We start from the raw sequence: 19137 nt of genomic DNA on the forward strand, positions 1-19137 counted from the left end.
TGGTTTCCAGGTAAATCTTGCGCCGACACGACCTTTGAATCGAAAACAAAGGGTGTTGCTCCGCCTGCCTACTCTGCTCGAACCAACCTGCAAATTGATCAGGATCTTCACCCCGGGCCCAGAACCTTTGCCCTCGATGTGTTGCCTGCCCTCCTAAGTACCTACCTGCCAGCCCAAGCGCGCCAACTTATCAGCGCTTCAAACTGGCTGCTTTGTTCCAGTCGGGTTCTTCGTTCGATCAATGGTGATCGACGTTACTGGAACGTTTTAACGTTGCACGGTTCTTATCCGTGTCATTTGTAGGAACACCAATAATGTCTACTCAAATCCACACTCAGGATGCCATTCGCACCCTAACCAACGCTTTTGCACCAATGAACTGCCTGATCATGGCCGCTCGCAAAGGCTGCTTCAGCTTCACCCTGGTCAACGAACACGGCATCGCTCGTCACAGCGAACGCCTGTACCCCGATCAATACTCCAGCGCCGAACCGCTGCAGGCCGTGATCGAGCGTACCCGTCAGGCCCTGGTTGCCTGAAACGCCAGAAAGGCTGAAAAACCCGAAAGCCCTGCCCGAAAAGCGGGGCTTTTTATTGCCCGATGTTTCCCTGCCCTCGGACCACGACTAAGCACGATCCGATATAAGGGTTATAACTGGTCGCTGGAAATATTTTAAAAACAGTCCTTTACAGCGCGAATATGACACTACACTTCAACTCAAGCGGTTTGACCCGCTTGCGGCGAGCCTGAGCCGATTCACAGCTGCCAAGCCCCCTTCAGGCATCGCCGTCCATTTCAGGTTTCGAGGGTTTTATGGGTATCGCTGCCAGCGAACTGTGCCGTTATGTGATTCGTCCGACCTTGATCTACCTCGGACGCCATAGCGCTACTGCCGAATCCCTGCTGCTGGGCATTGCCGCCAGCCAGTCCGCCCTTGGTTCCGCCCTGCATGACCGCCGTGGGCACGGCCTGTACCGTATCGCCGAGCCCCGCCACCAGGCACTTTGGGACCATTACCTGGCCCTTGATCCTGAGCGTGCAAGCCTGGTCCGCGGCCTGGCCAGCCAGCATGCGTTTCTGAGCGGACCGCACCTCGAGTTGACCGTCAACCTGCGTTACGCCACAGCCATCGCCTGGCTGCTGGTGGAAGAACAGAATACCCCCCTCCCCTCCCCTGATGATCTGTTGGGCATGGCCAGGATCTGGCGCCAGACATTTCAGCCCCAGGGGCGTCTGCGTGATTTCACCAGCGCCTGGCAAACCTGTGTTTCACCCCTGAATCAGGTAGCCTGCTGACACTTCTGGATCCAAACATCGCGCAACAAGTCGTGATTTTGGTCTGATTGTCCTACAAAACCGCTCTAAATCAAGGCATACAGCCTATGGCGCCGGGACGAAAATGTTGGTAATTTTCGCCCCGGTGATCACCAGGAGTTCTAATAATGAAAAAAGTAATGCTCAAAACCACCCTTAGTCTCGCCGTTACCCTGGCATCCACCCAGCTCTTTGCAAGTGGCTTTGCCCTCAACGAACAAAGCATCAGCGGGATGGGGACAGGTTTTGCCGGGCGATCTTCCTCTGCCGACGACGCATCCACCATTGCTGGCAACCCTGCCGGCATGTCCCGCATCAAGCGCGAACAAGTGACCGGCGGTGTTGCATTCATCGACGCGCACACTGACATCAGTGACGCCAGCTCCCGTCCGAACGGCGGTACCAACAAAGGTGACATGGTCCCTTTCATGGGCGTGCCGATGGGTTACTACGTCAAACCAATCGACGACCACTGGGCATTCGGTATCGGCGTGTACGCACCATTCGGTCTGGTCACCGACTACGAAAACAACTTTGCCGGCCGCTACTTCGGCAGCAAGAGCGAAGTTAGAATCGTCACCCTGCAACCGACTGTCAGCTACGCCTTCAACGACAAGGTCTCCATCGGTTTCGGCCCGACCATCAACCGCATCGACGGCACCCTGGAATCGAACCTGTCGATCACCCAGGCCGCACCAGACGGCAAGGTCAAGATCGAAGGTGACGACACTGCGCTGGGCTACAACATCGGCGTGCTGGTTCAAGCCACCGACAGCACGCGCGTCGGCCTGACCTACCACTCGAAAGTGAAGTACAAGCTTGAGGGCAACACCAAGGTCAACTACAACGTGCTGGGCTTGATCGGCCAGAACCCGAACCAGAAATACGACGCTTCGCTGGACCTGACCACACCTGAATCGGTGGACTTCTCGGTCACCCACCAGCTTGACGACAAGTGGACTCTGTACGCAGGCAGCACCTGGACCCGCTGGAGCCGCCTGAAAGAAATCACTGTTGAAAACACAGGTGTTCCAGCCGTTCTGAATGGCCAGTTCGGTACCATCACCGAAGAACAGAACTGGCACGACACCTGGGCTCACGCCATTGGCGCGTCCTACCAGTTGAACAAGCAATGGGTACTGCGTACCGGTCTGTCCGTTGACCAGGCACCGACCAACAACGTCGACCGCTCTCCGCGCATCCCGACGGGCGATCGCAAGATTTTCAGCGTGGGCGCCGGCTGGAGTCCGACCGACGACCTGACCATCGACCTGGCGTATTCGTACCTGCGCGAAGAATCGGTCAAGGTCAACAACAGCAACGACCGTGGCCAGAGTTACAACGCCAAGTATGAAAACTACGCGAACGGTTTCGGTCTCGGTGCAACCTACCGCTTCTGATGATTCCCGGCGAGCCTGAACCGCTCGCCATCGGAATCAAAAAAGCCCCGCTCTCTTCACAGAGGCGGGGCTTTTTTTGGTTCTTCACGGAATCCCGCGGAACACAGATTTCGAAATATCTGTAGGAGCTGCCGAAGGCTGCGATCTTTTGATCTTCAGCAACGCAAAAGCAAGATCAAAAGATCGCAGCCTTCGGCAGCTCCTACAAGGGAACGCGTGCACCACCAAACAACGAGGCCGAACGTCAGGGGGCAGAAGCAAGCGGTGGCGAAGCCAGGGCCTTTTCTACCGCGGCGATGAACTCGGGATCATCCGGCTTGGTCAGGCTGGAGAAATTGGCGATCACCTTGCCCTGGCGATCCACCACATACTTGTAGAAATTCCACTTCGGCGCACCGGTTTGACGGGCGAGGACCTTGAACAAGTGAGTCGCATCGTCGCCACGAACCTTCTGCGGTTCAGTCATGGTGAAGGTCACGCCGTAGTTGGCATAGCAGACTTTCGCAGTCTCGGCGCTGTCTTTGGACTCCTGCTTGAAGTCGTTTGACGGTACGCCGAGTATTTCCAGCCCTTGCCCCTTGTAGCGCTGATTGAGTGCCTCAAGGCCCTCGAACTGCGGTGCGAAACCGCAGAAACTGGCGGTGTTGACCACTACCAGCGGTTTGTCGGCGTAACGCTGGCACAGGTCGATGGACTCCTTGGCCCGCAACTTCGGCAGCGAGCCCTGCAGCACCTCCGGACAGTCAGCGGCCCAAGCCAGCCCGGACAACGTCATCAACAACGCGGGAACAGCACACCAGCGCTTGAGCATCTCGATGCATCCTTGATAATTCGTCAAAAGTGACGTTACTCGCCCTCGCCGCTCACTAGCAAGCACCCATGCCCAACTGCATCAGCGCCAGCCCGCCCTGATGCCAGCCCCACCACGACAACGCCAGCAAAAAGGCGCAGACGGCGGCTACAGCGATCCGTGGCCAAAGGCTGTTCATGTCGCACTCATTTGTGTTTGCAGGCGCGCCACCGGCCGTTCACGCACCGGCCAGTTGAGGGCGGCGGCCAACAGGCTCAAGAGAATTGCCACTTGCCAGATCAAGTCATAACTCCCGGTTCGGTCATACACCACCCCGCCCAGCCAGCCGCCCAGGAACGAACCGAGCTGGTGAAACAGGAAAACAATCCCACCGAGCATGGACAGGTTTCGTACGCCGAACAAGGTCGCCACCGTACCGTTGGTCAATGGCACCGTCGACAGCCACAGGAAGCCCATGGCCATGCCGAACAGGTAGGCCGTGGTGGTCGTCACCGGAGCCCACAGGAACAACGCAATGACCACCGCCCGCAGCAAATACAAACCGGTGAGCAAACGCGGTTTGGACATGCGCCCGCCGAGCCACCCGGCGGTATAGGTGCCGAAAATGTTGAACAAGCCGATCAGCGCCAGCACCGTGGTGCCGACCGTGGCCGGTAAATGCTGGTCCACCAGATAGGCCGGCAAGTGCACACCGATGAACACCACCTGGAATCCGCAGACAAAAAAGCCGAACGCCAGCAGCCAGAATCCGGAATGCGAGCAGGCTTCGCGCAGTGCTTCGCCAAGGGTTTGTTCGTGGCCCAGGACGGGTAATGGCTTGTCCTTGAGCATGCTCACCAGCGGTACGATCAGCGCCACCAGCAAGCCCAGCGCGAGCAACGCCGCGGACCAGCCAAGCCATCCGATCAAACCGAGCGTGCCGGGCAACATCGCGAACTGGCCGAACGAGCCGGCAGCACTGGCTATCCCCATGCCCATGCTGCGCTTTTCCGGCGGTACGGCGCGACCGACCACCCCCAGAATCACCGAGAACGACGTGCCGGACAGCCCGATGCCGATCAACAGGCCGGCGCTCAGGGACAGGGTCACTGCCGAGTCCGAGAGCCCCATGCAAATCAGCCCCGCTGCGTACAGGACGCCACCGATCAGCACCACTTTCGCCGCGCCGAAGCGGTCGGCCAGCGCGCCGGTGAATGGCTGGGCGAGTCCCCAGATCAGGTTCTGCAAGGCGATGGCGAAGGCAAAGACTTCACGCCCCCAGCCGAACTCGGCACTCATCGGTGCCAGAAACAGCCCGAAGCCATGTCGAACCCCCAGAGACAACGCAAGGATCAGCGCACTCCCCAACAGAACCCAACCGCACGTACGCCACATCGATGTCATTGTTGTTCTCCGGTAGCGGGTATATACCCGCTTATGTTCGGAAAAACCGGCATCACGCCAGTTCGTCCAGCAGCTTCAATAAGATTTCGCGCTTCTCGGCCCCCAGGCGATCGATCAAGCGCTGCTGTGCGGCTTCCCAGGCCGGCAAGGCCGCCTTGAGACGCTCCGCCCCGGCCTCGGTCAGCAGGACGATCCGATTACGCATGTCCTCGCCCTCGACCAGCGTCACCAGGCCGTCCCCCTCCAGCACCCGCAAATTGCGCCCCAAGGTGCTGCGATCCAGGCCCATGGCCTCGGCCAGGGTTGAAATGCTCGGCTGATCCAGACGCTGCAGATTGCACAGCAAAGAATACTGCGCAACGTTGATCCCGAAGCCGTCGAGAGCGCCGTCGTAATGCCTGCTGACGCCACGGGCGGCGCGACGCAGGTTGATGCATAAACATTGGGAATCGAGCATGGTGCGTGTATATACCCGCGAGTCGGTTAAATCAAGTGGCATGGGGTTTGTTCAGTGGTCAGGCGGTGTCTCGACGATCGCTATCGCGAGCAGGCTCGCTCCCACATTGGAATGCGATCAACTGTGGGAGCGAGCCTGCTCGCGAAGAGGCCGGAACATTCAATACAACCCCATCAGAACAGCGCCAAGCCTACCAGCACTGCAACTTCCAGCAACTCCAGCATCGCCCCGGCCGTATCGCCCGTCGTTCCACCGAGCCGCCGCAGCATCACCTGCCGCAACCAGACAAACCCGAGAACCGCCACCACCACCGCCACCACACCACTCAAACCGGCAATCAGCACACAAGCCAGTGCACTGCCAGCCAACACCCACCTGCCCGCCGCACGCGGAAGATGATCGGCCAATGCCTGCCCCAGGCCACCGGCACGCACATAGGGTGTGGTCAGGAACAATCCGAGCAAGGCGCTGCGACCGATCAACGGCACAATGATCAATGCCAGCGAATTCGGTTGCCCGATCAACGCCAGCAGCGCAGTGAACTTGAGCAGCAACACCAGCACCAGCGTCACCACGGCGATCGGCCCGCTGCGCGGGTCTTTCATGATGGTCAGCGTACGCTCACGGTCGCCAAAACCGCCGAGCCAGGCGTCGGCGCTGTCCGCCAGGCCATCGAGATGCAACCCGCCGCTGAGCAGTACCCAAACGCTCAGCAATAACGCCGCGTGCAGCAACGCCGGCGTACCCTGCAACAGCCAGTTCACTGCCCACAAAATCACGCCAAAGAGCAATCCCACCAGCGGATAAAACAGCAGTGACCGCCCCAGTTCCCCAGGCTCAGGCATGCCGGGCAGGCGAATCGGCAGGCTGCTGAGAAATTGCAGGGCGATCCAGAATGGCAACATGGTCAGAGCACTTCCTTCAACAAACCAGCGGACTCCATCGTCAGCGAAAACAATGCACCATGCCCGACCTCAACGTTGAGCAGTTGCTCTCGCGGCAGCCCGCGAGCGTGTGCCAGCAACAGGCGCATCACCCCGCCGTGGCTGATCAGCAGAATGCGCTCACCGGCACAGGTCGCGTGCAAACGCTCCAGTGCCGCCAGCACTCGTGTCGAAAAGTCTGCAACCGGCTCGCCCTGAGGTGGCGTGAACGAGTAAGGATCGGCCCAGAACAAGCCCAGCGCCTGCGCGTCGGTTTCCATCAGCGCCGCCGCGCTTTGCCCTTCCCAGGCACCGAAATGCAACTCTTGCAGGTCTTTATCCAATTGCACCGGCACACCCAATTGCGCACCGAGCTCCTCGGCAAACCGCGCACAACGCTGCAGCGGCGAACTGACCAACCGATCCCATGGCCCTTGCCCGACCACGGCGGCGCGCATCTGTGCCCAGCCCGTGTCGGTCAAGGCATCATCGATGCTGCCACGCAGGCCACCGCCGAATTCGGTTTCACCGTGACGCAACAGATCCACGCGCAGGGTCATGTCGGACGATCTGCCACGGCGGCTTCGGCGAAGGTTGCCATTTGCCCGTGCAGGTCGCACGCCAGACGCAACAGCGGCACAGCCAATGCCGCGCCACTGCCTTCACCGAGCCGCAGACCAAGCTCGAGCAAGGGTTGCGCATCCAGGGTTTCCAGCACATGACGGTGCCCCGGCTCGGCGCCGCGATGACCGAACAACAGCCACTGACGGCATTCAGGATTCAAGCGCACCGCGACCAGCGCAGCGACACTGCAGATGAAGCCGTCCACCAGCACCGCGACACCTTCTTGAGCACAGGCGAGATAGGCTCCGACCAGCGCGGCAATCTCGAAGCCACCAAGGTTGAACAGGGTCTGCAAGGCATCGCCACGCTGTGCGCCATGCAATGCCAGGGCGCGCTCAATCACCTGGGCTTTGTGGCTGACACCTTCGGCGTTGAGCCCGGTGCCAGGCCCGGTCAAATGGCCCACCGGGCAATCGAGCAAGGCACAGGCCAGTGCGCTGGCAGCGGTGGTGTTGCCAATGCCCATTTCGCCACCGATGAACAACTGCGCACCGCTGGCAATCGCCCGCTGCACGCTGTCACGGCCGGCCTGCAAAGCGAGTTGTCCCTGGGCTTCGGTCATGGCCGGCCCCTGTACGAAATTCGCCGTGCCCGGGCCGACGTTCAGATGACGCACTCCCGGCAGGTTCAGCGACGGCGTCACCGTGCCAAGGTCCACCACCTCAAGGGAAGCGCCCAGTTGCCGCGCCAATACGCTGATCGCCGCACCACCGCTGACGAAGTTGAGCAGCATCTGCCCGGTCACTTCCTGGGGAAACGCCGACACGCCCTCGGCGACGACGCCATGGTCGCCGGCAAATATCGCGATCCACACCTGTTCCAGACTCGGCTTGACCCGCCCCTGCAATCCCGCCAGTTGCACCGCCACCGATTCCAGCTGACCAAGGGAGCCGGCCGGTTTGGTCAGTTGCTGTTGCCGCGCCCGGGCCTGTTCGAGCGCTCGGGTGTCGACCGGCCAGCACGGGTTCAGCCACCAGGATTGAGTCATAACGCAGTTCCTTTCAGAGTCAGGGGCAGGCCGGCGACGGTCAGGACGACACGCTGACAGCGCTCAGCCAGAGCTTGATGCAGCCAACCGGCTTCATCGACATAGCGGCGAGTCAATTCGCCCAGCGGCACGACACCCATTCCGGTCTCGTTGCTGACAAAAATGATTTCACCCGGCAACGATGCCAGGCAGTCCAACAGGGCATCACGCTCGGCAGCCAGGCGCCCGGCATCGTCGAGCATCAGCAGATTGGTCAGCCACAAGGTCAGGCAATCCACCAGCAGGCAATGGTCGGCACGGGCGCTTTCACGCAGTACCCGGGCCAGTTCCAGCGGTTCTTCAATCAGTGCCCATTCGGCAGGACGACGGGCACGGTGATGGGCGACCCGCTCGCTCATTTCGCCATCCAATGGCTGGCTGGTGGCGATGTAGGTCACGGTCAGGGCACTGTCGATGGCGAGTTTTTCAGCGAGGCGACTCTTGCCGGAGCGGGCGCCGCCGAGGATCAGTTGGAGCATTGCTTATTCCTTAAAATCTTCGGGGAGGCGACGGCCCTCATCGCGAGCAAGCTCGCTCCCACAATTGATCCAGGCTGAACATAAATTTTGAGTACACCTCGTAACCTGTGGGAGCGAGCTTGCTCGCGATGGGGCCGCAACAGCCACCTCAGAACCCACAGAGCCGACGCAGCAGAGAAGTATCCAGATGCTTCTCCACCAGATCCGCCAGCCGCTCGATATCGCGCTCGCGCAAGCCGTGATAATCCACGTCCTGCACCTCCTGCAACCCGGCCCAGCGGAGCAGCGCGCTGCACGCCGCCGGCGATTCGAACAGCCCGTGCAGATAGGTGCCAAAAATCTGCCCGTCCGCACTTTGCGCACCGTCGCAGCGGCCGTCATCCAATTGCACGGCGGCGTTTTCCAGGGCCGGTCCGGTGGTTACGCCGGCATGAATTTCATAGCCTGATACCGGCGCATCTTCCAGCGCCAGGCGACCGCAGACATTGCGCAGTTGTTTCTCTTGTTCGAGCCGGGTCTGGAACGCCAGCAGACCCAAACCGGCACTGGAACCCGGCGCGCCCTCGAGGCCCAGCGGGTCATGCACTTGCTCACCGAGCATCTGCAGGCCACCACAGATCCCCAGCAGTTTTCCGCCGTAACGCAGATGCCGGGCAATCGCGGTTTCCCAGCCGTTGGCCCGCAGGTACGCGAGGTCGCTGCGGACACTTTTCGAACCAGGAAGAATGATCAGGTCGGCGGGAGGAATCGCCTGGCCGGGCCCGATGAATTGCAGGTCCACTTGCGGATGCAGACGCAGCGGATCGAAATCGGTGTGATTGCTGATGCGCGGCAGCACCGGCACCACCACCTTCAGCACCTGTTCGGCTTTGTCGGTCTGGCGTTGATCGATGCCGTCCTCGGCCTCCAGGTGCAGATCCATCACGTACGGCAGCACGCCGACCACCGGTTTGCCGGTGCGTTCTTCGAGCCAGTCGAGACCGGGTTGCAGCAATGCGATGTCACCGCGAAAACGATTGATGATGAAGCCTTTGACCCGCGCCTGTTCGCTCGGCGACAGCAGTTCGAGGGTACCCACCAGATGGGCGAAAACCCCGCCGCGATTGATATCGGCAATCAGCAACACTGGACAATCCACCGCTTCGGCGAAGCCCATGTTGGCAATGTCGCCGGCGCGCAAATTGATTTCCGCCGGCGAGCCTGCACCTTCGACCATCACCAGCGGATACGCTGCGCTCAAGCGCTCGTGGGAGGCCAGCACCGCCTGCATGGCGATGCTTTTGTAGTCGTGATAGGCGACGGCGTTCATGGTCGTGACGGCGCGGCCATGGATGATCACCTGAGCACCGGTGTCACTGTTGGGCTTGAGCAAGACCGGATTCATGTCGGTGTGCGGCTCAAGGTGCGCGGCCTGGGCCTGAACCGCCTGGGCACGGCCAATCTCGCCGCCGTCGGCGGTCACCGCACTGTTGAGTGCCATGTTCTGCGGCTTGAACGGCACGACCCTGACGCCCTGACGCGTGGCCCAACGGCACAACGCAGTCACCAGCGTGCTTTTACCGGCATCCGACGTGGTGCCCTGCACCATCAGCGTGGTCATTGCTTTTCCTTGGCGAAATCTTCGAATGCCTGCGCCAGTCGCACCCAGGCGGCTTCGTCACCGGGCAGGCCGAATCGCAGGCTGCTGTTGTGTGTGAACAACCGCAGGAGAATGCCGCGCCGGGCCATGAATTCATGCAGTGCTTCGGCGCGCTCGGTGATCAGCCACTGGAACAGCGCACAACCGCCCTGGGGCTCGAAACCGTGTTGCTGCAGCAACGACGCCAGGCGCTCGCTGGCCTCTTCGGTGCGCAGCCGTTGCCGCGTTTGTCCCTCGGTATCGCGCAGACAGGCCTGCCCCACTACCCGGGTTGCGCCGCTCACGGCCCAGGGCCCCACTTGTTCTGCCAGCAACTTGAGCAACTTGCGCTCGGCCAGCACAAACCCAAGGCGCACACCGGCCAGGCCGAAAAACTTGCCGAAGGAGCGCAAGACGATCAGCCCGACCTGATGGGCAAACGGCGCCAGGCTCAGTTGCGGCGTGTTATCCATGAACGCTTCGTCCACCACCAGCCAGCCGCCGCGCTGGGCCAGTCGCGTGTGCCAGTCGAGCAGACGACTGGGGGTGAGGCTCAGGCCCGTGGGGTTATTCGGATTGACCACCACCAGCACGTCGAAACTGTCGAGAAAGAAGTCGACTTCCTGCTCCAGCACTTCCCGCACGATATAGCCGTTGCGACGCCACGCTTCGGCGTGCTCGGCATAGCACGGCGACAACACACCGACTTTGCCCGCGCGCCGCAATCGCGGCAGCAGCTGGATCGCCATTTGCGAGCCGGCCACCGGCAATGCCTGCAAGGTGCCGTAGTAATCACAGGCGGCCTGTTCCAGACCATCGTCCGCCTCCGGCAAACGGGCCCAGGCCCGAAGCGGAATATCCGGCACCGGGAACGGCCAGGGCGCAAGGCCCGTCGACAGGTCCAGCCAGTCGGCTTCATCTATGCCGTATTCGAGCGCCGCCTTGCGCAATCGTCCACCGTGCTCAAGCATAAAATTCGGCCCCCAGGCAGAGAATCAGCAGCCATAACCATACCCCGCGCTGGACCAGTTGCCAGCCCTGGTCGATGGAGTCGGCGTCCGCCGGCACGCCCTCACCCAGTTGCGGACGCTGGTGCAATTCGCCGTGATAAATCGCCGCACCGCCCAATTCGACGCCAAGGGCCCCCGCCCCTGCCGCCATCACCGGGCCGGCGTTCGGACTGTCCCAGGTCGGGCCCTGGGAGCGCCAGCATTTCAACGCCAGCCGGGTTTTGCCCAGCAGCGCATAAGTCAGTGCCACCAGACGCGCTGGAATGAAATTGAGCACGTCGTCGATCTTCGCCGCCGCCCAGCCGAACCGTTCGAAGCGCTCATTGCGATAGCCCCACATCGCATCCAGCGTATTGCTCAGGCGATAGAGCACCACGCCCGGTGCACCGGCCACGGCAAACCAGAACAACGCGGCGAACACCGCGTCGCTGCCGTTTTCCAGCACCGACTCGGTGGCGGCACGGGCGACTTCGGTTTTATCCAGGTCACTGGTTTTACGGCTGACCAGATAACTCACACGCTTGCGTGCTTCATCCAGATCATCGCCGCGCAAGGCCTTGGCCACCGGCGTGACGTGCTCACCGAGGCTGCGCATGCCGAGGGCGCAATAGAGCGCGAGAATCTCGACGATCCAGCCAACGTAAGGCGCCCAGGAGAATGCCGTGACCAACAGCACCAGCGGCAACACGGCGATCACCCACGCGGTGACACCATGGCTGCGCCAGCCCCGACCGCCGCCGTTGAAACGTTGCTCGATGCGATCGGCAAAACGGCCGAACGCCACCAGCGGATGCCAGCGCTTGGGTTCGCCCAGCAGCGCATCCAGCGCAACCGCGGCGACACTCAACAACGCCACACTCATTGACTCACTCCCCAATAGTTCTCATACAGCAATTCATGCAGCGGACGCGCCTGCGCCCAGCCTTCGAGCACCAGCATCGGCGCCGGGTAGAACGCCTTCACCGGTCCCAGGCACAGTACCGCCAGCGGTTTGGCTCCCGGCGGCAGCCTCAGCAGGTCCGCCAGTGCCTGGGGTTCGAACAGCGACACCCAGCCCATGCCCAGGCCTTCGGCGCGGGACGCGAGCCACAGGTTCTGGATGGCACAGGACAGCGAGGCCATGTCCATTTCCGGCAAGGTGCGGCGACCGAAGATATGCTGCTCGCGGTCGTCCATCAGCGCGGCGACCAGTACCTCGGCGCAATCGTTGATGCCTTCCACCTTGAGCTTCATGAACTCGTCGCTGCGCTCGCCGAGGGCTTCGGCGGTGCGGATGCGTTCCTCCTCCACGAGCCCCTGGATTTGCCCGCGCAAGGCGCGATCACTGATGCGGATGAAGCGCCAGGGCTGCATCAGGCCGACACTGGGTGCCTGATGCGCAGCCTCGAGCAGACGCTGGAGCAACTCGGGCTCGACGCTGCCACCACTGAAGTGGCGCATGTCGCGGCGCTCGCCGATGGCGCGGTAGACCGCTGCGCGTTCGGCTTCGGTGAATGCGTTGTCGGTCATGGCCTCTTCGCGAGCAGGCTCGCTCCCACAGAGGATTGCGTTTCTTCAGGCAACTCACCATCAAATGTGGGAGCGAGCCTGCTCGCGAAGGCGGTCCCACAGTCCGGCGCAAACAGCGCGGCAATCGCCGAAGGATTGGACGGAAAATAAAAATGCACATAAGAAGCGGTCATCCGCCCCTCACGATAAACCGCCTCCGCGCCGCGCCCGCCGTTAGGGCTCACGCCCCGGGCAATCGGCGCCAGCTCAGTAGTGGTCAGCGAATGGTGATAGGTGTGCCCGCGCAGCGAACCTTCCGGCAGTTCCACCGCTTGCAACGCCAGCGCGGCCAGACGCTTTTGCATGACCGCATCACCGGCCAGCAAGCCCGCCAGTTCGGCGCGAGTGCCCTCGACATCGGTCAGGGAGTCGAGCAGATACAGCATGCCACCACACTCGGCGAGCAAGGGTTTGCCCGCCCGGTGGTGGGCGCGGATCGCCTCGAGCATCGCCGTGTTTTGCGCCAGCGCGACATGGTGCAGCTCCGGGTAACCGCCCGGCAGATACAGGCTGTCCGCCTCCGGCAATTGGCGGTCGCGGATCGGCGAGAAGAACGACAGCTCGGCCCCCATCGCCCGCAGCAAATCCAGGCTCGCACCGTAGGTGAACGCAAAGGCTTCATCACGGGCCACAGCAATGCGCACACCGGCCAGCAGCGGTTCGGCGACGATGACATCGGGGGCGGCGAACTCGACGGCCGGTGGCAGCGCGACCTCGCAACTGCTGGCCAGGGCGTCGGCTGCCGCATCGAGGCGCAGGTCGAGATCGTTCAGTTCACTGGCTTGAACCAGCCCCAGGTGTCGGCTCGGCAGTTCAATCCCGGTTTCCCGGGACAGCGCGCCGTACCAGCGCAACCCTTCAGTCAGGCTGCCTTCGAGCAGTTGCGCGTGGCGCAGCGTGCCGACGCGGTTGGCCAGCACGCCGGCGAACGGCAGGTCCGGCTGATAACGCGCCAGCCCCAGGGCCAGTGCGCCGAAGGTCTGGGCCATGGCGGTGCCGTCGATCACACCCAGCACCGGCACACCGAAATGCCGCGCCAGATCCGCGCTCGACGGCGTACCGTCGAACAGCCCCATGACGCCTTCGATCAGGATCAGGTCGGCTTCAGCGGCGGCCTCCCACAGCAACCGGCGACTCTCCTGCTCGCCGACCATCCACATGTCCAGTTGATACACCGGCGCACCGCTGGCACGTTCGAGGATCATCGGATCGAGAAAGTCGGGGCCGCACTTGAACACGCGAACCTTGCGCCCCTGATTGCGATGCAATCGGGCCAGCGCCGCGGTGACGGTGGTCTTGCCCTGGCCGGAGGCCGGCGCAGCAATCAGAACCGCCGGGCAATGACGAGGCTGGTTCACAGCTCGACGCCTTTCTGCGCTTTGATCCCGGACTGGAAAGCGTGCTTGATCATGCCCATTTCGGTGACCGTGTCGGCCATCTCGATCATTTCCGGCTTGGCGGCACGCCCGGTGACCACCACGTGTTGCATCGGCGGCCGGGCCTGCAAGTCGCTGAGCACCTGATCGAGATCGAGGTAGCCGTGCTTGAGGGCGATGTTCAGCTCATCCAGCACCACCAGGCCGATGGACGGATCGCGCAGCAATTCCCGGGACACCGCCCACGCCGCTTCGGCGGCAGCGATGTCGCGCTGACGGTCCTGGGTTTCCCAGGTAAACCCTTCGCCCATCACATGAAAACGCACCTGCTCGGGAAAGCGCCGGAAGAACAGCTCTTCGCCGGTACTGTTGCGGCCCTTGATGAACTGCACCACGCCGCATTGCATGCCGTGCCCCATGGCGCGGGCGAGCATGCCGAAGGCCGAACTGCTCTTGCCCTTGCCGTTGCCGGTCAGCACCAGCAACAGACCACACTCGTTCGGGGAATTGGCGATGCGCTCGTCGATCACGGCTTTTTTGCGCTGCATGCGCGCCAGGTGGCGTTCGTCACGATCGGGGGTATCAGTCATGGGGGAGCTCTCCGTTGAGGCAGGAATAACGGCGGGCAGGCACAGCAATAGAAGGCAACAAGCCTGGCATCGCCCACCGTGATGCCGCTGGATGTATCAGGCCGGTCTCCGGGCTCATGAGTGGCGCGTAGCCAGACTGCGCGCCTTCCCGCATCGAATCGACACAGTGGCATCAGACACAGTTTTCACTCATTTACCGTTGCGGGGGCAGCGCCGGAATTGCGGGTCTTCGACCAACAGAAGAACTCGCTCACCGGCTTCCCTGTTTCACTCTGTCGACCCAAGTCACAGAGCACCTGAAACAAGCCGCGAAGGTTAGAGGGTTGGGGGTGGAGCGTCAATTAAAGCCGGGAGGCCATCCGCCGAATAACGGTCGTCAAGCAAAAAACTGACGTCAATCTTGTGCCTCGCTCTCAGCAGTGATATCAAAGAGCCACAACCTCACAACACAATAACAAGGGTGAGCCCATGCAAGGCATGATCATCAGCAATCCAAAGCTGGAATTCCTGCGCCCTGTGCTCGAGCGCTGGTTCGAGTGCATCGACCGCTATAACGCCGTCCGCGGTGATGGCGACACGCCCTACTGGCACGACGAAAAAGCCAATCTCGGACTGCTGTCGGCCGCCGCCTGGATGGCCGAGATGGTCACACTGCAACAGACGCCCACCCGCAAGCAGACCGAAGAAGGCGAACGCAACAGCCGCGCCGACCTGTTCCTCGCCTCGCCCGAAACCCGCGCCTACATCCAGACCAGCCAGCGCTGGCCACGGGTCAACAGCCTCAATCTGAGCCAGGCCCTGCTCGACATCGCCAGCGATGCGAAGCGCCTGAGCCACGCCAGCGACCTGAAACTCGGCTGCCTGTTCGTCGCTCCGCAAAAAGCCCAGCAAGGCGCGACACCGGAAGAACTCCAGGACATGGTCGACGACCTGCAAAAGGAACACACCTGCGCGGTTGCCTGGTATTTCCCGTATGCCTACCGCAAGTTGCGCAATGAAGCCGGCAACTATCACCCCGGCATTGCGGTGCTGTTCAAGGAAGCACGTGGCTAGGGGTTGAACCATTGGACGACAACGCGTCTCTATGATTAGAACAAGGCATTCATAGGGAACACCCGTATGCGCACGCCCCCGCTCGTTCTCGTTATCGTGATCTGCGGAGGGCTCGCCGGTTGTAGTGAGACCGCCGGCCTGCAAGTCTCCGACGGCACCGGCCCCTCTCCTCAACTGCCGCCCCCCAACAGAACCCTGATCCCGACTGTGAACATCGCCCCCGCCATCGGCTGGCCACAGGGCGCGAAACCCGTCGCCGCCGCGGGCACTCAAGTGGCCGCTTTTGCCGAAGGTCTGGATCACCCCCGCTGGCTTTATGTGCTGCCCAACGGCGACGTACTGGTGGCGGAAACCAATGCGCCACCCAAACCCGAAGACGGCAAAGGCATTCGCGGCTGGGTCATGAAGAAAGTCATGGGGCGCGCCGGAGCTCGCGTGCCCAGCGCGAACCGCATCACCTTGCTGCGCGACAAGGACCACGATGGCGTCGCGGAAACCCGCACGGTGTTTCTGCAAAACCTCAACTCGCCCTTCGGCATGACCCTGGTCGGCAAGGACCTGTATGTGGCCGACACTGATCGCCTGCTGCGCTTTCACTATGAAAGTGGCGATACGCAGATCAAGTCGCCGCCGGTGAAAGTGGTCGACTTGCCGGGCGGCCCGCTGAACCACCACTGGACCAAAAACGTCATCGCCAGCAAGGACGGCCGCAAGCTTTACGTCACCGTGGGCTCCAACAGCAACGTCGCGGAAAACGGCATGGACAAGGAAGAAGGTCGCGCAGCGATCTGGGAAGTGGACCGTGCCACCGGCCAGCACCGGATCTTTGCCGCCGGCCTGCGCAACCCCAACGGCATGGCCTGGGAGCCGCGCAGTGGCGCGCTGTGGACCGCGGTCAACGAGCGGGATGAAATCGGCAGCGACCTGGTCCCGGACTACATCACCTCGGTGAAGGACGGCGCATTCTATGGCTGGCCGTACAGCTACTACGGACAGCATGTCGATATTCGCGTCGAGCCGCAAAACCCCGACCTGGTGGCCAAGGCCATTGCTCCGGACTATGCCGTCGGCCCGCACACGGCATCACTGGGCCTGGCCTTCGCTGAAAACAGCAAGCTGCCGGCGCCGTTCACCCAGGGGGCCTTCATCGGACAGCACGGCTCCTGGAACCGTAACCCCCACAGTGGCTACAAAGTGATTTTCGTGCCGTTCAGCGCAGGCAAACCTGCGGGACAACCGATTGAAGTGCTCAGCGGTTTTCTCAACGAGAAGGAAGAAGCCATGGGCCGCCCGGTGGGCGTGGTGATCGACCGGCAGGGCGATCTGCTGGTGGCTGATGATGTGGGGAACAAGGTGTGGCGGGTGTCGGCGATCAAGTAATTCGCCTCACCTGTGGGAGCGAGCCTGCTCGCGAATGCGCACGGTCAGTCGACAAATTTTGTGACTGATACACCGCTTTCGCGAGCAGGCTCGCTCCCACAGGGTTCTAGCGCTTGCGACAGAGTGTGAGCCCGTCACCCAACGGCAACAACGACAGATCCACCCGCACATCATCCTTCAACGCCAGGTTGAGCGCCTGGATCGCCCGGGTGTCCGCGCTCTCGGGACTGTCCTCAAGCACGCGCCCGCTCCACAGGGTGTTGTCGAACACCGCCAGCCCACCGACCCGCAGCAAATGCAGGGCATGCTCCAGATAACTGGGGTAGTTGGCCTTGTCGGCATCGATGAACACCAGGTCGAACTGCTCGCCCTGACCTTGTCGTTCAAGCTCGGCGAGGGTCTCCAGTGCGGGTGCCAGGCGCAGGTCGATCCGCCCGGCGAGCCCCGCTTCCTGCCAGTAGCGCCGTGCGATGGCGTTGTAGTCGCCGGGGATATCACAGCAAATCAGCGAACCGTCAGCCGGCAATGCCGCCGCCATGCACAGCGCGCTGTATCCGGTGAACGTACCGACTTCGAGCAAGCGTCTGGCGCCTGTCAACTTCACCAGCAAGGCGAGAAACTGTCCCTGCTCCGGCGCCACCTGCCAGCGCGCCATCGGCAGCGCCTGGGTCTCATCGCGCAAGCGCTTGAGCAGTGGCGTTTCGCGCAGGGAAACATCGAGCAGGTATTGGTACAGGGCGTCGTCGAGATTCAGCGTGCGAGCAGTCATGAGCAGCAGCTCCGGACGTTACGGGTTGCGCGCCAGATGTTCAGGCTGCAGAACACGCTTGGCGCTCAGGTAGGCCTTTTGCCAATAGGCCTTGGACAGGCTGTCGAGCTTTACCGTGCCGCCGGTGGCCGGTGCATGGACGAAACGCCCTTCTCCCACGTAGATGCCGGCATGACTGACCTGGGAACCACCATTGGTAGCGAAGAAAAGCAGATCGCCGGTTTGCAGGCCTTCCTTGCCGACATTCGCCGCTTGCATGGAGATCATCTCGCGCGTGGTGCGCGGCAAGGCAATACCGGCGACATCGCGGTACACGTACGCGATCAGGCCGCTGCAATCAAATCCGGAATCCGGCGTGTTGCCACCCCAGCGATAAGGCGTACCCACCAGGCCGAGCGCGCGAAACAGCACGTCTTCCGCTTCGGGCGAAAAAGCTTGTGGGGAACCAAATACGATGGGCGCGCGAACCACCGGCGCAGGAGGCGGTGTGCGGCTGGCGCAGGCACTGAGCAGCGCGGCGAAGAACATGATTGCGAGGCGGGCCGACGTCGTCATAAGCAGAGCATCCTGATCTGGCTGCGGCTTTTTTCTGCCGGGAGTGCAGAAAAGAAAACCGCCTGCGCGGGACGCAGGCGGTTTGCCATCATTCATACATCAGGATTTTAGCTGTTATGCGGCAAACTTCAAGTAAGACTTTAAGTTCACCCTACAAACTGTGCACTTATTTGCGGGCAGTGACGATTGGCGACGCGTTAGGTGCCATCGCCAGGGCGCGCTTGGCCTCGATGAAGGTCTTGCTCCAGTAGCTGTCGCCCAGGCTATCGATGCGCACACCACCGCTGCGGCGGCTGCTGGAGTGGATGAACTGGTTGTCACCCAGGTAGATCCCGGCGTGACTGACGCGACCACGACGACCGTTGGTTGCGAAGAACAGCAGATCGCCCGGCTCAAGCTTGCTGCGCGAGACCAGCGGAGCGTCCACGTTGATCATTTCGCGGGTGGAGCGTGGCAGGTTCATGCCCGCTTCTTCGCGGAACAGGTAACCGATGAAACCACTGCAATCGAAGCCGGCTTCAGAAGTGCCACCGAAACGGTAACGGGTACCGATCAGGGACATGCCGCGTTCGAGGATGCTGTCGGCCAGGACCGGAAGCTGGTAGGACTTGCCGCCAGCGAAGTCTGCGAGTTCTTTTTCGGTAGCCAGCTCTTCCTGAAAGAGAGCGGAAGACTGGGCAGTGGCCGAGTTTTGAACCTGCTGTTGCGGCGCTTGCTGGGCCACTGGAGTGTGGGCAGCGCAACCGAACAGCAGGGTGACGAGTGCGAGAGGCACGAGGGGTGCGAAGCGATTTAGCATGGGCACGACCGTGGCTGAAG

The 19137-nt window shown here is 61.9% G+C and carries 22 protein-coding genes and 1 riboswitch; of the genes, 5 read left to right on the forward strand and 17 right to left on the reverse strand.

Features of this window, described 5'->3' with window-relative positions:
- Positions 1 to 314: 314 nt before the first annotated feature.
- The 3 genes from AC3WJW_RS00625 to AC3WJW_RS00635 all read left to right on the forward strand — a co-directional run bounded on the left by AC3WJW_RS00625 (position 315) and on the right by AC3WJW_RS00635 (position 2715).
- Positions 315 to 539, forward strand: a complete 225-nt coding sequence (locus tag AC3WJW_RS00625) for a hypothetical protein (RefSeq protein ID WP_007898912.1) — start codon at positions 315 to 317, stop codon at positions 537 to 539.
- A 275-nt stretch (positions 540 to 814) separates the two neighbouring features.
- Positions 815 to 1297, forward strand: a complete 483-nt coding sequence (locus AC3WJW_RS00630; RefSeq protein ID WP_102701775.1) for a hypothetical protein — start codon at positions 815 to 817, stop codon at positions 1295 to 1297.
- 146 nt (positions 1298 to 1443) lie between these two features.
- Positions 1444 to 2715 carry an OmpP1/FadL family transporter gene (locus AC3WJW_RS00635; protein WP_493724787.1) on the forward strand — a complete coding sequence of 424 codons (1272 nt, stop codon included), beginning with the start codon at positions 1444 to 1446 and terminating at the stop codon, positions 2713 to 2715.
- Between the two features lie 244 nt (positions 2716 to 2959).
- On the opposite strand, the gene AC3WJW_RS00640 is transcribed toward AC3WJW_RS00635, so the two are convergent.
- The 14 genes from AC3WJW_RS00640 to cobO form a co-directional block, all read right to left on the reverse strand.
- Positions 2960 to 3526: a glutathione peroxidase gene (locus tag AC3WJW_RS00640; protein WP_493724788.1), complete on the reverse strand. Its 567-nt coding sequence runs from the start codon at positions 3524 to 3526 to the stop codon at positions 2960 to 2962.
- Between the two features lie 55 nt (positions 3527 to 3581).
- Positions 3582 to 3704, reverse strand: coding sequence for a hypothetical protein (locus AC3WJW_RS00645; RefSeq protein ID WP_493724789.1), 123 nt, complete (start codon positions 3702 to 3704; stop codon positions 3582 to 3584).
- The gene (locus AC3WJW_RS00650) at positions 3701 to 4909 is read right to left on the reverse strand and encodes an MFS transporter (protein WP_015096156.1); all 1209 of its coding nucleotides are present in this window, start codon (positions 4907 to 4909) and stop codon (positions 3701 to 3703) included. The genes AC3WJW_RS00645 and AC3WJW_RS00650 overlap by 4 nt, the downstream gene beginning before the upstream one ends.
- 52 nt (positions 4910 to 4961) lie before the next feature.
- On the reverse strand, positions 4962 to 5366 hold the full coding sequence (locus AC3WJW_RS00655; protein ID WP_477788449.1) for a MarR family winged helix-turn-helix transcriptional regulator: 405 nt from the start codon (positions 5364 to 5366) through the stop codon (positions 4962 to 4964).
- 173 nt (positions 5367 to 5539) lie between these two features.
- Entirely contained in the window at positions 5540 to 6271 is a 732-nt protein-coding gene (locus AC3WJW_RS00660) for an adenosylcobinamide-GDP ribazoletransferase (protein ID WP_493724790.1), read from the reverse strand.
- A 2-nt stretch (positions 6272 to 6273) separates the two neighbouring features.
- Positions 6274 to 6849 (reverse strand): alpha-ribazole phosphatase family protein, encoded by a 576-nt coding sequence (cobC, locus tag AC3WJW_RS00665; RefSeq protein ID WP_493724791.1) that lies wholly within the window; start codon positions 6847 to 6849, stop codon positions 6274 to 6276.
- Positions 6846 to 7901: a nicotinate-nucleotide--dimethylbenzimidazole phosphoribosyltransferase gene (gene cobT, locus AC3WJW_RS00670; protein ID WP_493724792.1), complete on the reverse strand. Its 1056-nt coding sequence runs from the start codon at positions 7899 to 7901 to the stop codon at positions 6846 to 6848. The genes cobC and cobT overlap by 4 nt, the downstream gene beginning before the upstream one ends.
- Positions 7898 to 8419, reverse strand: coding sequence for a bifunctional adenosylcobinamide kinase/adenosylcobinamide-phosphate guanylyltransferase (gene cobU / locus AC3WJW_RS00675; RefSeq protein ID WP_218475245.1), 522 nt, complete (start codon positions 8417 to 8419; stop codon positions 7898 to 7900). The genes cobT and cobU overlap by 4 nt, the downstream gene beginning before the upstream one ends.
- A 148-nt stretch (positions 8420 to 8567) precedes the next feature.
- Complete coding sequence (locus tag AC3WJW_RS00680; RefSeq protein WP_493724793.1) at positions 8568 to 10019, reverse strand: cobyric acid synthase; 1452 nt, start codon at positions 10017 to 10019, stop codon at positions 8568 to 8570.
- Positions 10016 to 11008 (reverse strand): threonine-phosphate decarboxylase CobD, encoded by a 993-nt coding sequence (cobD, locus tag AC3WJW_RS00685; RefSeq protein ID WP_493724794.1) that lies wholly within the window; start codon positions 11006 to 11008, stop codon positions 10016 to 10018. The genes AC3WJW_RS00680 and cobD overlap by 4 nt, the downstream gene beginning before the upstream one ends.
- Positions 11001 to 11909 carry an adenosylcobinamide-phosphate synthase CbiB gene (cbiB, locus tag AC3WJW_RS00690; protein WP_493724795.1) on the reverse strand — a complete coding sequence of 303 codons (909 nt, stop codon included), beginning with the start codon at positions 11907 to 11909 and terminating at the stop codon, positions 11001 to 11003. Before cbiB ends, cobD begins: the two co-directional genes overlap by 8 nt.
- The gene (bluB, locus tag AC3WJW_RS00695; RefSeq protein ID WP_218475251.1) at positions 11906 to 12556 is read right to left on the reverse strand and encodes a 5,6-dimethylbenzimidazole synthase; all 651 of its coding nucleotides are present in this window, start codon (positions 12554 to 12556) and stop codon (positions 11906 to 11908) included. The genes cbiB and bluB overlap by 4 nt, the downstream gene beginning before the upstream one ends.
- Positions 12553 to 13953: a cobyrinic acid a,c-diamide synthase CobB gene (locus tag AC3WJW_RS00700; RefSeq protein WP_493724796.1), complete on the reverse strand. Its 1401-nt coding sequence runs from the start codon at positions 13951 to 13953 to the stop codon at positions 12553 to 12555. Before AC3WJW_RS00700 ends, bluB begins: the two co-directional genes overlap by 4 nt.
- Positions 13950 to 14561 carry a cob(I)yrinic acid a,c-diamide adenosyltransferase gene (cobO, locus tag AC3WJW_RS00705; RefSeq protein ID WP_493724797.1) on the reverse strand — a complete coding sequence of 204 codons (612 nt, stop codon included), beginning with the start codon at positions 14559 to 14561 and terminating at the stop codon, positions 13950 to 13952. The genes AC3WJW_RS00700 and cobO overlap by 4 nt, the downstream gene beginning before the upstream one ends.
- An 82-nt stretch (positions 14562 to 14643) precedes the next feature.
- A riboswitch (cobalamin riboswitch) is annotated at positions 14644 to 14876 on the reverse strand.
- Positions 14877 to 15029: 153 nt separating this feature from the next.
- On the opposite strand from cobO, the gene AC3WJW_RS00710 reads away from it, so the two are divergent.
- A complete protein-coding gene (locus AC3WJW_RS00710) occupies positions 15030 to 15614 on the forward strand; it encodes a hypothetical protein (RefSeq protein ID WP_015096166.1) in 585 nt (194 codons plus the stop codon).
- 66 nt (positions 15615 to 15680) lie between these two features.
- Positions 15681 to 16994 (forward strand): PQQ-dependent sugar dehydrogenase, encoded by a 1314-nt coding sequence (locus AC3WJW_RS00715; RefSeq protein WP_493724798.1) that lies wholly within the window; start codon positions 15681 to 15683, stop codon positions 16992 to 16994.
- A 106-nt stretch (positions 16995 to 17100) separates the two neighbouring features.
- Here AC3WJW_RS00715 and AC3WJW_RS00720 read toward each other — a convergent pair whose 3' ends face one another.
- From AC3WJW_RS00720 to AC3WJW_RS00730, 3 genes are all read right to left on the reverse strand, one after another.
- Positions 17101 to 17763 carry a class I SAM-dependent methyltransferase gene (locus AC3WJW_RS00720; RefSeq protein ID WP_493724799.1) on the reverse strand — a complete coding sequence of 221 codons (663 nt, stop codon included), beginning with the start codon at positions 17761 to 17763 and terminating at the stop codon, positions 17101 to 17103.
- Between the two features lie 18 nt (positions 17764 to 17781).
- Positions 17782 to 18318: a C40 family peptidase gene (locus AC3WJW_RS00725; protein WP_104449855.1), complete on the reverse strand. Its 537-nt coding sequence runs from the start codon at positions 18316 to 18318 to the stop codon at positions 17782 to 17784.
- Between the two features lie 166 nt (positions 18319 to 18484).
- A complete protein-coding gene (locus tag AC3WJW_RS00730; RefSeq protein WP_057715813.1) occupies positions 18485 to 19117 on the reverse strand; it encodes a C40 family peptidase in 633 nt (210 codons plus the stop codon).
- Between the last annotated feature and the right edge of the window lie 20 nt (positions 19118 to 19137).

It is taken from the genome of Pseudomonas sp. GW821-FHT07G06 (genome assembly GCF_058986625.1).